Origin of the sequence: Serratia sp. JSRIV004 (genome assembly GCF_019968705.1) — a bacterium.
In the GTDB taxonomy this organism is placed as follows: domain Bacteria; phylum Pseudomonadota; class Gammaproteobacteria; order Enterobacterales; family Enterobacteriaceae; genus Chania; species Chania fonticola_B.
Genome location: NZ_CP074140.1, coordinates 2,163,258 through 2,177,471, shown reverse-complemented (window position 1 = coordinate 2,177,471; position 14,214 = coordinate 2,163,258). Strand labels below are relative to the sequence as shown.

At 54.1% G+C, this 14,214-nt stretch carries 11 protein-coding genes; 7 read left to right on the top strand and 4 right to left on the bottom strand.

The window, feature by feature from the left end; all coding sequences use genetic code 11:
• Nucleotides 1-54: 54 nt before the first annotated feature.
• Nucleotides 55-1,413, bottom strand: coding sequence for an anaerobic C4-dicarboxylate transporter DcuC (gene dcuC / locus KGP21_RS10445; RefSeq protein ID WP_094982915.1), 1,359 nt, complete (start codon nt 1,411-1,413; stop codon nt 55-57).
• 566 nt (nt 1,414-1,979) lie between these two features.
• Here dcuC and KGP21_RS10440 point away from each other — a divergent pair.
• The 7 genes from KGP21_RS10440 to araD all read left to right on the top strand — a co-directional run bounded on the left by KGP21_RS10440 (nt 1,980) and on the right by araD (nt 9,810).
• The gene (locus KGP21_RS10440; protein WP_024484881.1) at nt 1,980-3,047 is read left to right on the top strand and encodes a zinc-binding dehydrogenase; all 1,068 of its coding nucleotides are present in this window, start codon (nt 1,980-1,982) and stop codon (nt 3,045-3,047) included.
• Between the two features lie 133 nt (nt 3,048-3,180).
• The gene (locus KGP21_RS10435; protein WP_021180599.1) at nt 3,181-4,098 is read left to right on the top strand and encodes an ABC transporter substrate-binding protein; all 918 of its coding nucleotides are present in this window, start codon (nt 3,181-3,183) and stop codon (nt 4,096-4,098) included.
• 186 nt (nt 4,099-4,284) lie between these two features.
• Nucleotides 4,285-5,775: a sugar ABC transporter ATP-binding protein gene (locus KGP21_RS10430; protein WP_021805042.1), complete on the top strand. Its 1,491-nt coding sequence runs from the start codon at nt 4,285-4,287 to the stop codon at nt 5,773-5,775.
• Nucleotides 5,772-6,761: an ABC transporter permease gene (locus KGP21_RS10425; protein WP_021805043.1), complete on the top strand. Its 990-nt coding sequence runs from the start codon at nt 5,772-5,774 to the stop codon at nt 6,759-6,761. Before KGP21_RS10430 ends, KGP21_RS10425 begins: the two co-directional genes overlap by 4 nt.
• Before the next feature lie 16 nt (nt 6,762-6,777).
• The gene (locus KGP21_RS10420; RefSeq protein WP_223538052.1) at nt 6,778-8,268 is read left to right on the top strand and encodes an FGGY-family carbohydrate kinase; all 1,491 of its coding nucleotides are present in this window, start codon (nt 6,778-6,780) and stop codon (nt 8,266-8,268) included.
• Complete coding sequence (locus KGP21_RS10415; protein WP_218519602.1) at nt 8,255-9,124, top strand: L-ribulose-5-phosphate 3-epimerase; 870 nt, start codon at nt 8,255-8,257, stop codon at nt 9,122-9,124. The genes KGP21_RS10420 and KGP21_RS10415 overlap by 14 nt, the downstream gene beginning before the upstream one ends.
• Nucleotides 9,118-9,810 (top strand): L-ribulose-5-phosphate 4-epimerase, encoded by a 693-nt coding sequence (gene araD / locus KGP21_RS10410; protein WP_021805046.1) that lies wholly within the window; start codon nt 9,118-9,120, stop codon nt 9,808-9,810. The genes KGP21_RS10415 and araD overlap by 7 nt, the downstream gene beginning before the upstream one ends.
• A 95-nt stretch (nt 9,811-9,905) precedes the next feature.
• Here the strand turns inward: araD and KGP21_RS10405 are convergent, their stop codons facing one another.
• The 3 genes from KGP21_RS10405 to asmA all read right to left on the bottom strand — a co-directional run bounded on the left by KGP21_RS10405 (nt 9,906) and on the right by asmA (nt 14,187).
• Nucleotides 9,906-10,841, bottom strand: a complete 936-nt coding sequence (locus KGP21_RS10405; RefSeq protein ID WP_059199132.1) for an IS110 family transposase — start codon at nt 10,839-10,841, stop codon at nt 9,906-9,908.
• A 345-nt stretch (nt 10,842-11,186) separates the two neighbouring features.
• The gene (locus KGP21_RS10400; protein WP_059200312.1) at nt 11,187-12,191 is read right to left on the bottom strand and encodes a LacI family DNA-binding transcriptional regulator; all 1,005 of its coding nucleotides are present in this window, start codon (nt 12,189-12,191) and stop codon (nt 11,187-11,189) included.
• A 154-nt stretch (nt 12,192-12,345) separates the two neighbouring features.
• Nucleotides 12,346-14,187 (bottom strand): outer membrane assembly protein AsmA, encoded by a 1,842-nt coding sequence (asmA, locus tag KGP21_RS10395; protein ID WP_223538050.1) that lies wholly within the window; start codon nt 14,185-14,187, stop codon nt 12,346-12,348.
• Nucleotides 14,188-14,214 lie beyond the last annotated feature (27 nt).

Sequence of the window (14,214 nt, the reverse complement as noted above, 5' to 3'; positions counted from 1 at the left end):
CCCACTTGAGGTGCCCAGCATTGATGTCAAACGGGCACAGCATGCCTACATAGCTTACAGGTGCACTGGCACCAGCAACTCCGTCGCCACAATCACCACCACCAGCCCGACAATCACCGGTACCGAGGTACGTTTCACTACTTCGAACGGTGAGATTTTTGCCATACCAGAAACCGCTACCACTACGCCAGAAACCGGCGAGAGCGTACGGCCCAGGTTGGAAGCTTGCAGCATCGGGATCACCAGGTAAGCCGGGTTAACCCCCATCTGTGCCGCCAGTTTCGGGATCAGCTCAACAAACGCATAGAACGGCGCATTACCAGAGCCGGTCGTCATCGCCGCCAGCATGGTGATCACCACCAGCACCAACATCATGATGATACCGCCGGTACCAAACGACTGTGCCAGGCTGATCAAGCCGCTGATGAAGCCAACGGTGCTCAAGCCTTGGGCAAACACCCCAGCTGCCACCAACAGCATCACCACGCTGGCAAACGCATCGGCCATGCCACGGTAAGCCACTTCTAAACCGGCGAACACCGTTTTGGCGTTGAAGCTGCGGATAAACTCGATCACCGCAGCCATGAACATACAAATCACCAATACGGTAATGATGTGCAGCTCCGGCCCCCATTTACCATCAAAGACCAGTACCCCCAGGATCGGGGTAAACGGCAAGATGGCGTAAAAACCGGGCGCATTGGTAGTGATTTCACTCACGTCCATGATGTGGTGCTGTTCGTTGGCTTTACGGTCGAGATAGCGTTGCCAGAAGAAGTGGGCAATCGCCATACAGATAATGGCAGCGATAGAGATCGGCAGCGTGGTTTTGAAGGCGAAATCCACCAGCGGCATTTCGGCCGCCTTGGCGGCCAGCACCACATCACCCGAAGTAGGCGAAAGGATAATGGCTGCAGGAGAAGCACAGATAGCTGCCGCCGCACCGCGGCTGATCCCCACGTTAACCATCAGCGGGAACAGCGTTGCCATCAATAGCACGCCAAGCCCTGTCGCCGAAGAGACGGCCAGTGACATCAGGCAGGCAACAAAGTAGGCCGCAATCATCAGTAAATAGGGGGAATTGATCATCTGCAATGGACGGGACGCCAGCTTGACCACCACGTCATTGGCGCCAATGTGCGTCATGTAAGCGGCGAAGCCACACAGCATCATGATCATCATGCCGAGATCGCCACCGCGGCTCATCAGCAGGATTTTGACATATTCGAAAATATCGGTGGCGCGCCACCCGGTCGACGTCGCACTCGCGGGCAGCAGATTTTTGCCCATAAAGGCACTCACCGCCAGCAGCACCAGGCCGCCAACCATTAACACCCCAGTGGCAGAATAGCCCTTGATGATGTAACGGCCAACGAACACCGCTACCAAGGCTCCAATCAGAAGTTCCATTATTATTCCTCGATTTAATTATTTTACTTCAGCTCATCGCCCGATAGCAGCCGATTGACGCCACACTCTGCCGAAAAGCACTACAAGATATTATGACATTCATCAATGTTACAGGGGGAAACTATCAACAAATCGTGAAATTCCCAGCCAGATCGCTTTGGCGATAACCTTCCACCGGGCGGGTAGATGTCGTAAGCCGCAGCCAGACAGCCCAGAGCAAGCAAACTGACCATCAAACAGGAAAATAATTAATTTAATTTCAATAAATTAAATGACTCATCTTTCCCCTATCTTACATACAGCCGACATAACATTGTGATCATGATCTGAATTTGTAGAATCTTTACGTCAGATGTTAACGATGTGTGAGTTTGATCAAACAAATGTTTTCTCCAGTTTGGTTATATGATCGCCAATGTTCACGTTGTCATTTTCAGCAAAGAGTTTAAATTTATTATCAACATCATGAAAAATATAACTTAAATAAATATTAACCTTTTTATTTCTCTAAAAATGACAACGTCAACATTGGTTTCGTATCGCTATCTAGCATGATAATGGAGAGGAAAATGAGTCAGTTACCCGAAAAGATGAGCGCGGTAGTTTGTCATGGCCCGCAGGATTACCGGTTTGAACAAGTCCCTACCCCACTACCTAAAGCCAAAGAGTTGGTGATCAAGGTCGAAGGCTGCGGGATCTGTGCCGGCGATTGTAAATGTAAAAACGGTGCCCAGATGTTTTGGGGTGAAAACCCTTGGGTAAAACCGCCGGTCGTGCCCGGCCACGAATTTTACGGTCGCATTGTTGCCATGGGAGAAGGCACAGAGCAGAAGTACAAGATCGGCGAACGCGTCATTGCCGAGCAGATCGTGCCTTGCTGGGAGTGCCGTTACTGTAAGTCCGGCAGCTATTGGATGTGTGAGACGCACAATATCTACGGCTTCCAAAAGGACGTGGCCGAGGGGGGAATGTCGGAATACATGCGATTTTCCGCCAATGCCATCGTGCACAAGATCCCGGAAAGCCTCAGTCATGAAGATGCCGTGCTGATCGAGCCGATGGCCTGTGCCATCCACACCGTTGCCCGTGGGGATATCCAGTTAGACGACGTCGTAGTGCTGGCCGGTGCCGGGCCGTTGGGACTGTGTATGGTACAGGTAGCCAAGCTGAAGACGCCGAAAAAGCTGATCGTGATTGACGCCATCGACGAACGCTTGGAGCTGGCAAAAGCCTTCGGTGCCGACGTGGTCATCAACCCGCTCAAGGAAGATGCCGATAAAATCGTCAAGGCGTTAACCGACGGCTACGGTTGTGATGTTTACATCGAAGCAACCGGCGCACCGATTGGAGTTACCCAAGGATTGCAGATGATCCGTAAGCTCGGCCGCTTTGTCGAGTTCAGCGTGTTTGGTAAGGAAACCACCGTAGACTGGTCAATCATCGGCGATCGCAAAGAGTTGGATATTCGCGGTGCGCACCTGGCACCTTATAGCTATGAAATTGCCATCGATCTTTTTGAACGGGGTCTGGTGACCTCCAAAGGCGTGGTGACCCACAGTTATTCATTAAAAGAATGGGATCAGGCATTCGCCCTGGCCGATTCAACGGATTCCATCAAGGTTATTTTAGTCCCTTAATATTGAGTGATTAGTTTTAAGCAAACAATGATAACGCCCTTTGATGGCGAGGCCGACTTCTGGCCGATAACGACCTAATTATTATAAATAACACTGAAAGAAAAATACCGCCCCTACAACAGGAGAATAAACTATGTTTTCATTATTCAAGAAAACCTTACCCGTGATGCTCGCCGGCGGCATGCTGCTGGCCAGCCAATCGGCATTAGCTAAACAGATCACCATTGGCGTTTCATTCCAGGAAATGAATAACGACTATTTTGTCTCCATGAAACAGGCATTAGAGCAGGCCGCCGGTGATATTGGCGCCAAGCTGTATATTGCGGATGCCCATCATGACGTCTCAAAGCAGATAAATGATGTGGAAGATATGCTGCAAAAGAAAGTCGATATTTTACTGATTAACCCGACAGATTCGGTTGGCGTGCAGTCGGCGGTGATCTCTGCCCACAAGGCCGGAGCGGTGGTCGTGGCGATCGATGCCCAGGCCGAAGGCCCGTTGGATTCCTTTGTCGGTTCGGAAAACTATGATGCCGGTTTCCAGGCGGGTGAATACCTGGCCAAATCCCTGGGCAACAAAGGCAAAGTGGCGATCCTGGACGGTATCCCGGTGGTGCCGATCCTGGAACGCGTCCGTGGTTTTGAAGACGCCATTAAAAAGCACCCGGAAATGAAGATTGTCACCAAGCAGAACGGTAAGCAAGAGCGTGATACCGCACTGACTGTGACCGAAAACATGCTGCAATCGACTCCCGACCTGGCCGGTATCTTTAGCGTCAACGACGTAGGTGCCCTGGGCGCATTGGCAGCCATTGAGAGTAACGGTGCCAAGGTCAAATTGGTCAGCGTCGATGGCCAGCCTGAAGCGATTAAGGAGATCCTGAAACCGAACTCACCGTTTATCGCCACCTCCGCGCAGTTCCCACGCGACCAGGCACGTATTGCCTTGGGGATTGCTCTGGCCCGCTACTGGGGTGCCAACGTACCAAGCACCATTCCGGTGAAAGTGAAGCTGATCGACAGCAGCAACGCCAAAGGCTTTAGCTGGTAAACGCCCGGCCTCGAGTTTGATGACCACGCGGCAATGCTGCTGAATGTGTAGTTTGCCTCAAACCAACGCATTGATTATCAAAGCGGGCGCAAAATACGGCGCCCCTACAACACAACGAGCCGGTTGAGGTTTGTACCCGACCTATTGATTTCGCAACGGTAGGTATAAAACCCGGAGGAGTTAACCGTGACGGCGTTATTAGAATTAAAACAGATCAAGAAGTCCTTTCCGGGCGTGAAGGCGTTGGACGGTATTGACCTCACCATTCAACACGGCCAAATACACGCCTTGCTTGGGGAAAACGGAGCCGGTAAATCGACGTTGGTGAAAATCCTGTGCGGTATTCACCAGCCGGATTCTGGCGAAATAATCATGGAGGGCACCAGCCGCCAGTTTGATAATTATCGGCAGGCCATTAATGCCGGAGTGGGGATCATATTTCAGGAATTCTCGCTTATTCCTTATATGAACGCCCTGGACAATATTTTCCTCAACCGGGAAATCAAGAACCGCTGGGGATTATTGGATCGTAAAGCGATGCGCAAGAAAGCCGAGGCTATTTTCAAACGGCTGACGGTGAATATCGATCTGGATTGCCCGGTGGCGCAGTTGAGCGTGGCGCAGCAGCAGTTTGTCGAGATTGCCAAGGCGCTGTCGCTCGACGCCCGCGTATTGGTTCTGGATGAACCGACAGCCACCCTGACACCGGGTGAAGCCGATCACCTGTTCAGCGTAATGAACGATTTGAAACTGCTAGGCGTCGGCATGATTTTCATCTCGCACCACCTGGATGAAATCTTCACCATCTGCGACCAGATCACCGTCTTGCGCGACGGCACCTATGTGCAAACGCTGCCCACGGCCGACACCAACGTGGATGAACTGGTGAAGCTGATGGTCGGGCGCAAAATCGAAAATGCCTTCCCGGTGAAATCGCACCCTGTCGATACCTCGGTTCGCCTGCTGGAAGCCAGCATTCAGCGCACCAAGCATCAGCAGGAAGATCGCTTCCACCTGTTCAAAGGCGAGATCCTGGGATTTGCCGGATTAGTGGGCTCGGGCCGTACAGAGACGGTCTCCGCATTGATCGGTGCCAGCGCCTGCTATCGCAAGCAGGTCACCCTTGGCGGGCAACCAACCACCCTGCGGAACCCGGCTTTGGCATTGAAGCAAGGCATTGGCCTGCTGCCGGAAAGCCGTAAAACCGAGGGGCTGGTGCTGCCCTTTTCCGTGGCGCAGAACATCACCCTCAACCGCCATGAGCGGTTCGGCAAGATATTCGTTAACGCCCGCAAGGACGACGATATCGTTCAGCGCCTGATCCGCGCGGTAGGTGTGAAAACCCCGGACGCGGATACCGCCGTCAGCACCCTGAGCGGCGGCAACCAGCAAAAAGTGGTCATTGCCCGCTGGCTGAACAATGACTGCAACATCCTTATTTTTGATGAGCCTACCCGTGGCATTGACGTCGGCGCCAAATCCGAAATCTATCAGCTGATGCAACAGCTCACGCAGAAAGGCATTTCTATCATCATGATTTCATCCGAGTTACCGGAAATCATCGGCGTTTGCGATCGCGTGCTGGTGTTCCGTGGCGGCCACATTGTTGCCGAATTGGCAGGGGATGAAATCGAGTCTCATAACATCATGCTTCATGCAACCGGGAGTGCATTATGATCGGAATTGAACAATCCCCACCTACCCACGCGGCCCAGAAGCAGAGCCTCGGCAAGCGCTGGGAGAAGTTGCTGCACCACCCCGCGATGCTGCCTTTTATCGGCTTCGCCATTCTGTTCCTGCTGATGAGCGGGCTTAATGACAGCTTCCTGACGGTCAACAACCTGACCAACGTGGCACGCCAGGTGTCGATCAACGCCATTATTGCGGTGGGCATGACCTGCGCAATCCTGACTGGGGGCATCGATCTCTCGGTCGGGCCGGTGATGGCACTGTCCGGTTCCATTGCCGCTGGCTTGATGCTGGGAGGGATCCCTATTCCTCTGGCGATGGTCGCCGCGTTGGCGATCGGTGCCCTGTTTGGCTTGGCCAACGGTGCCTGCATTGCCTATCTGCGCATGCCACCGATTATCGTCACCCTCGCCTCAATGGGTATCGCCCGTGGTTTGGCACTGCTGTACACCGGCGGCTACCCGATTTCTGGCTTGCCGGACATGTTCTCCTTCTTCGGCCGCGGTTCCGTACTGGGTATTCAAGTACCGGTGCTGATCATGGTTGGCGTTTATATTCTGGCCTACCTGATGCTTAACCATCTGCCGTTTGGCCGCTATGTCTACGCCATTGGCGGCAACGAAGAGGCCGCGCGCCTGAGCGGTATTCGCGTACCTCGCTACAAAGTCCTGGTGTATGTGGTGAGCGGGACAACCGCCGCACTGGCTGGGTTGGTACTCACTTCACGCCTGATGAGCGGGCAGCCCAACGCCGGTGAAGGTTTTGAGCTGGATGCCATCGCCGCCGTAGTGCTTGGTGGGGCCGCCATCTCTGGTGGCAGAGGTGCCATTATCGGCACGCTGGTGGGCGCCATGATGCTTGGCGTATTGAATAACGGCCTCAACCTGATGAGCGTGTCGCCTTACATCCAGAACGTGGTCAAGGGCGGCATTATCCTCGCCGCTATCTACCTCAGTTCCAGCCGCCGTAAATAAGCTAGGGAGAACCGATATGGGATATTTTCTGGGCATTGATATTGGCGGCACGCTGATCAAGGCGGGTCTATACCGGGCTAACGGTGAGGAAATTGCCGTAGCGGAGTGTGATGGGGACACCGTTTCCCCACAGCCCGGTTTTTCTGAGCGTGAGATGGAGGTTTTGTGGTGTGACCTTTGCCAAACCATTCGCCAGGTACTCAGCCTCGCGGGTATAACCGGCGATCGAGTGCGTGGCGTAAGCTTCTCATCACACGGCAAAGGGCTATATGCCATTGATAAAAAGGGCCAGCCGGTCCGCAACGGCATTGTTTCTTCGGATACTCGTGCCGGGGCGATGGTGGTTGAGTTACAGCAGCAGGGTATCGAAGCCGTCACCTACCCGCGTAGCCTGCAACCCATCTGGAACAGCCATCCGGCAGTACTGTTACGTTGGTTGAAACAGCATGAGCCCGCGCAATATGAGGCGATTGATCGGGTGCTGATGGCCCATGACTACCTGCGCTTTCGCCTGACGGGTGAAGCGACGGCGGAGATCACCAACATCTCCGGCAGCAACCTGTTCAACCAGCAAACGGCCGACTACGACCCAGTATTGATGGCAGCTTTCGGCATTGAGGAAGTGGCCGATAAAACCGCGCCGCTGCTAGGTTCTGCCGAGCTTGCCGGGCAAGTGACCGCCACTGCCGCTGCCCAATGCGGATTACCCGCAGGAACGGCGGTGTATGGCGGCCTGTTTGATGTGGTTGGTGCGGCCTTATGCTCGGGAGTGGTCGACGATCGTACCCTGAGTGCCGTTGCGGGTACCTGGTCGATTGCCACCTGTGTCACGGAGGACCTCCTCCCCTCCTCCCATCCCTTTGCCTGGGGGCGTTATTGCATGGAGGGCCGCTATTTTGTTCACGAAGGCAGCCCAACCTCGGCGAGTAATCTGGCCTGGTTCTTACGGCAGTTTTGCGACAACGACCATCAGCGCTATGCGCAGTTTAACCGTTGGGTACAAGAACGCAGCAAGCAACCGAGCGACATCACATTCCTGCCCTATCTGTTCGGCTCCAACCTCGGTAGCAATCTGCCGGGCGGGCTGATTGGCCTGAGCGGGCACCATGACATGGCCGATATCGTGCACGCGATCTATCAGGGCATCGTGTTCTCTCATCTGGTTCATCAGGATCGCCTCGTGGCGCTGAATCCGCGCGTAGAGCGTATTCGCATGACCGGCGGCCCGACGCAGTCCGACGTCTGGATGCAGATGTTTGCCAACGCCGGTAATTTGCCGCTGGAGGTGGTGGACATCCAGCAAAGCGGCTGCCGGGCTGCGGCGATCTGTGCCGCCGTTGGTGCCGGGGAGTACAGCAGCTTTACCGAGGCCGTGCAGGTCATTCAGCCTGAAGTACACACCTATTATCCCGACGCGGCGGCTAACCGACGCTTACGCGATCGCTTTGCGGGCTACCTGAATATCGCCCAAGCATTAAATGAGGCCAACCAGCATGCAAACCACTAATACCGTCTCACTTGGGCTGTACGAAAAAGCCTTGCCAGCGGATCTTGATTGGGCACAACGCCTGGGTATCGCCAGCGAGTTGGGTTTCCAGTTTATGGAGATTTCTATTGATGAGCAGCCGGAACGCCAACAGCGCCTGGACTGGGATCGTCAGCAGCGGCTGGCGCTGATCAACGCGCGTTTTGACAGCGGTATTACGGTGCCCAGCATGTGTTTATCCGCCCATCGTCGTTATCCGTTTGGCAGCCATGATGCCGCCATCCGCCAGCAGGCGCGCACGTTGATGGAAAAGGCGTTGGATTTCGCCGTCGACGTCGGGATCAGGAATATTCAGCTAGCGGGGTATGACGTCTATTACGAAACGGCCGATCGCCATACACGCCAGCGTTTTATCGAAGGTCTGCAATGGGCGGTAGAGCTGGCGGCCAAGGCACAGGTGATGCTGTCCGTGGAGATCATGGATACCACCTTTATCAACAGCATCAGCAAATGGCGCGAGTTTGCCCGGCAGATTGCAAGCCCGTGGTTTACCGTCTATCCCGATATCGGCAACCTCAGCGCCTGGGGCAACGACGTCGATTTTGAGCTGGAGCATGGCATCGACAAGATCACCGCCATCCATTTAAAAGACACCTTGCCAGTACTGCCTGGCACCACAGGGCAATTCCGCGATGTGCCTTTCGGCAGCGGCTGCGTGGACTTTGCCCATACGTTTGGCGTGTTAAAACGGCTCAACTATCGCGGCCCATTCCTGCTGGAAATGTGGACGCGCAACGATGGTCAGGATATCCAACATATCACCCAGGCCAAGAGCTGGATCGAGCAGCAGATGAAACAGGGAGGCATCACATGTTAAGCGAGTTGAAGCAGCAGGTTTTGGCGGCCAATCTCAGCCTGCCGGGTTATGGTTTGGTGACCTTTACCTGGGGTAACGTGTCGGCGATCGATCGCCAACAGGGGCTGGTGGTGATCAAACCTTCGGGGATCGCTTATGAGGTGATGACGGTAGACGATCTGGTGGTGGTGGATTTGGACGGTGTGATCCAGGAAGGGCAGCGTAAACCGTCCTCGGATACCGATACCCATTTGGCGCTGTATCGCGCCTTTCCCGAGATTGGCGGCATCGTCCATACCCACAGCCGTAATGCCACCATCTGGGCACAGGCTGGCCAGGCGATCCCGGCTCTGGGCACCACCCATGCCGACTATTTTTATGGTGACATTCCCTGTACCCGCCCTATGCGTGAGGACGAGATTGCTGGCGACTATGAGCGGGAAACCGGCCAGGTGATTATCGAGACGTTCCAACAGACGAAGCGCGATCCGCAACAGGTGCCGGGGGTGTTGGTCTATTCTCATGGGCCGTTCGCCTGGGGAAAAACGGCGGCGGATGCGGTGCATAATGCGGTGGTGATGGAGGAAGTGGCGGCAATGGCGATGGCCACGCGGCAATTGACTCCGACGATCCCGCCCATGCAACCCGCGCTGTTGGATAAGCACTTTTTACGCAAGCACGGTAAAAATGCTTACTATGGGCAGTAACAGGATGCGATTAGCCTGATAATTCAGATAATGACCCCTCACCCTAACCCTCTCCCACAGGGAGAGCAGCTGTGTTTAAAATCAACGGGTGATGATTAATTTGTCACCCATTTTTTATTATCCCGCAGCATCGCATTCAGGATGGTTAGCAGCTTTCTCACGCAGGCGGTCACCGCCACCTTGAACGGTTTTCCACGCCCTGTCAGGCGCTCGTAAAACTCCCGGATTGTCGGGTTGTACCGCACCGCTGACAAGGTCGCCATGTATAGCGCTGAACGCACCGCGCTTCGCCCTCCCCAGATACTTCGCTTCCCTTTCATTTTTCCACTGTCATGGGCATAGGGACACACGCCAACCAACGCGCTTATTTTGTGCCGATTCAGCCTCCCCAGCTCCGGCAACATCGCAAGAAGCACCGCCATCGTTGTCGGCCCGATACCTTTGACTTCCTCCAACAACGTCGCCTTTTCCCGCCACAGAGGCATCACTTTTATTTGCCTGTCGATATCGTCATCTGCATCCCGGATTTCAGCGGTCAGCCAGTCGATATGCCGCTTGATGCCCGCTGAGACCACCACGTCATCGCAGCTTTTATAGCGGTTTATCTCCATGGTCCTGTTATCGACCAGTTGGCGACGGCGGGTCACCATCCCGGCCAGACGCTGCGTCTGTTCATCCGGTGTGGGGCGGGCTTCGGGCTCCATTCTCCGGCCAAACTCGCAGATGATACGCGCATCATTCGGGTCGGTTTTGTACAGGGTCCCTAGCGCACGAGCGAAGTTTTTTACCTGGCGTGGATTGACCACGGCCACGGGTAACCCAGCCAACTCAAGCGTGGCGGCCAGTAATGAGTGATATCGGCCTGTCGCCTCCATCACGACAAGCTTGACGGTGATGGCAGAGAGCGAACTCAGCAACTGCTGATGGCCTTCCGGTGTGTTATCCAGATGCAGAAGCTGACGAGTTGGGTCGATGTATACGTCAAAAGTGTCTTTGGCAATGTCGATACCGACGGTTGCATGTTCAGTCATTTCAAGTCTCCCGGCCTTGTAAGATACGGGCTGGCTGATGCCGCCCTGGCAGCTGTTCGGGTTAACAGGAAAACTGACGCCACGCCATAAGCTCTCCCACGGGCTTGTTGTCCCAGAGGGGAATCGGGCTGTAGCGTCAGGTACAACTCGGTTAAAGTCTACCCGCCTTTGGGCGGGTAATTAAAGTACCTTAAACATACAAGGGGACCGATCGAGTTCGTTGATTGCCCTGAGTAAGACCTTGCCTTTCTTGTTTTTACTCCCTACTTTCCGAAGCTACGCGGGCTACGTATGTGCACCGTACAGCTCCCTCTCCCTGTGGGAGAGGGTTGGGGTGAGGGGCCATCACTCGACAAGCAACATCCCGGTAAAAAATTCCCGTCTTAATGGTTGATCGCTGTGATTATTTTTAATCGCATTAAACAATAACTCCGCCGCGATTTCCCCTAACACCTGCGTATCGTGATAAACCCCGGCAATATGCTGCCCATAATCCCGCGCCTTGGGCGGTTCATCGATCGAGAAGAATTTCACCCGATGGTAAATACCCAGCTGATGGCATAAAGAAATAGCACCCAGCGTGATAATACCGTTGAGGCCCACGATATAATCCGGCTGATGCCGTTCATCGGCAAGATATTCTTTCACCCGTGCCTCTTGTGAAATAAAATCATAGTCGCCATTGATAATGGTGATTTTACTCCCCTTCTCCTCCAGAGCATCAATAATCCCCTGGGTTCGCGCCAAGGTAATTTCCGAGTCGGCCGGACCACCCAGGATCAGGATATTACTTTCCGGCTGCTCGGCCAGATATTTCCCGGCCAGTTTGCCAATCTCTTGGTTGTTGAGGAAAACGCCACTAAGCTGTTGATTATAAATGTCCCTGTCGATCAGGATCAGCGGAGTGTGATAGCGTTCGGCCTGATCAAGGTAGGCGGGTTGATAGTGCCGATCGTCGCGTACGGCAGAGAGCAAGATGCCCCGAGCCTTATAACCGAACAGCGCCTGTACCGCCTGCATTTCAGCTTCTTCACTGCCGTCGGTATCAAACAGCATAATCTGATAGCCCTGCATGCGGGCAATACGCGATACGGTTTGGATCAGGTTGGAATAAAAAGGGTTATACATGCTACTGGTAACAATGCCGATAATTTGGCTGCTGCTTTTCTTTAATCCCTGAGCGAAAGCATTGGGAACATAATTAAGCTCTTTGGCAATAGCGTGAATTTTCTCGAGCGTTTCAGACTTGACCAGTTCGGGTTTATTAAAAGCACGGGAGACAGTGATATTGGTCACGTTGGCTCGGCGGGCAATATCCACAATGGTGGCATTAGAATTCGCTTTTGACACCGTCAATCCTTGCTTTATTCATTAACAGATCCCTTATTGTAGGGAAGCCATCAGCAGTATGCCAGATGAATATCAAAGGTATTGATTTTGTCGCTCGGGTGGCAAACCCGCGCTCATCCAACCTAAAGAGAGCGCGGGCAGTGTTTGATAAGGTCTACAGCTTATCGAGCAGTTTTTTCAGATCCTGGCCATCCTGGGACCCTTTATTCTTCTCCGCCCACTTGTTCAAGGCGTCTTTGGCACGATCCTGCAGCTTTTTACGCAATAGCTGATCGACCTGCAGTTGATAATTGAGCTGATCCCAAGGGCCATAGACGCGCAGAGGGATCGGCGTTTCGCGCAGTTGTGCGATTAACGTATTGTTGCCCTGCCAACCTCCCGTGACCAGAACGTTCATGGTTAAATCGCACTGTTTGCCAGGCATATTGAGCGTACCGCTGCCGGTCAGGTTCATCACCGGTGATTCTGCCTGTAACTCGCTGAGCGTGATCTGCCCCTTGCTCAAGCTGGCCTTGGCGCTCATTTGTTGCACCGCGGTGTAGCGCTGGTTGTTATCCTCACCACGCACGCTACTGTCATTACGCGCCACGGCTTGCTGGATAAGCTGTTGAATATTCAGGCCATGAAGCTGCGCATTCTGCATGGACAACTCCGCCGTTCCTTGCCAACGATGTTCGAAAGCCTTGGCATTGAGGCGGTCGCCGCTCAAATCGCCCTGCATGTTGAACGTGCCGGTCAGCGCCAATGGCATGTCGAAGGCCTTGAGTACCTCGCCCAGCTCAATGTGCCGTAACTGCGGCTGCAGTTTAATCAGCGGCTTATCAGTTCGCGCATCCATCGAACCAGGCAGGGAGAAATCACCGCCGGCCAACTTACCAGACAGCGTAGCCACCGTCATTAATCCCTGTTGGTTGCTTGCCTGCACCGCCAACTGACTAATTAACATCCCACGGTAGGTAACCTGGTCCGCCTTCAGCTTGAGCTGTGCGTTGAAGTCACGTAACACCTGTAAATTCTGTTGTGGATCGTCCGCCTGATTGGCGATTACCGGGGATGCGGTCACCGGCTGCGGTAGCTTCTCCTCATCAGGGGTTTTTGTCTGCCAGCCCGAGAGCGCATCCAGATTGAGTTGTGTGGCACTGAGATCCAGGGTGTAAGCAGGCACGGGGCCGAACTGCGCGCTAGCACTCCCCGTCAACTGGCTATCATTGACACTGAGCATCAGTTGGCTCAAGACAATCTGCTGCGAAGCCTGCTGATAAACCGCCTGTACGCTCCCTTCCCCCTTGATGGCACCGGCAAGAATATCTGCGCCCTCAAGCTGGTAGCTAAACTGCGTGACCTGTGCACCTATCTGGCGGGGAAACTGTTGTAGATCGAGATTAGCCGCCAGGTTGAAGCTCAGATCGCGTTGGTCGCGATTCACCCGACTGGAAAGCTCGATCTGCGCCTGATGCTTTTCATTTTGCTGCAGGGTTAAATTGATATCGCGAACGTTAATCTGCTCGTTGTTGGCTCGTTGCCAGATCAGCAGGCTATCCACCACCCGCAGGTTGTCGATATCAAATTTCCACAGAGATCCCGAGCCATCATCCGCCTGGTTACCACCGGGGGCGATAGGGGCATCGGGCTGGTTTTGCTCTGCGCTGTCGGGGGTCAGGCGGATAACGGCATTTTTCAGCATCACCTGCTTAACGTAAAGCTGGTGGGAAAGGAGCGGCAGCAGTTTGACATCCAGACGCATATTATCTGCGCTAACCGCCGGAGCCGCTGCCCCTGGCGCCGTCAGCGTCATTCGCCCGGCAAGAATGCTCAACTGCGGCCAGACGTGCCAACGAAGGTCGCCTTCCAGCGTCAGATGATAGCCACTGCTCTGCTCAACCTTCTTGATCATATAGCCGCGGAAATCATTCGGATTAACCAACAGCACCAAGGCAGACATCCCCGCCACCAGCACCACCAGCAAAATCACCAAAGTCGTCAGTAGTCTTCTCATGCCATCCTCGTGTCAGCGTAATACCGG

Coding starts and splice junctions, on each gene's coding strand:
- KGP21_RS10435 (WP_021180599.1), top strand. CDS start 3,181: ATGTTTTCATTATTCAAGAAAACCTTACCCGTGATGCTCGCCGGCGGC.
- araD (WP_021805046.1), top strand. CDS start 9,118: ATGTTAAGCGAGTTGAAGCAGCAGGTTTTGGCGGCCAATCTCAGCCTG.
- asmA (WP_223538050.1), bottom strand. CDS start 14,187: ATGAGAAGACTACTGACGACTTTGGTGATTTTGCTGGTGGTGCTGGTG.
- KGP21_RS10415 (WP_218519602.1), top strand. CDS start 8,255: ATGCAAACCACTAATACCGTCTCACTTGGGCTGTACGAAAAAGCCTTG.
- KGP21_RS10405 (WP_059199132.1), bottom strand. CDS start 10,841: ATGACTGAACATGCAACCGTCGGTATCGACATTGCCAAAGACACTTTT.
- KGP21_RS10440 (WP_024484881.1), top strand. CDS start 1,980: ATGAGTCAGTTACCCGAAAAGATGAGCGCGGTAGTTTGTCATGGCCCG.
- KGP21_RS10420 (WP_223538052.1), top strand. CDS start 6,778: ATGGGATATTTTCTGGGCATTGATATTGGCGGCACGCTGATCAAGGCG.
- KGP21_RS10425 (WP_021805043.1), top strand. CDS start 5,772: ATGATCGGAATTGAACAATCCCCACCTACCCACGCGGCCCAGAAGCAG.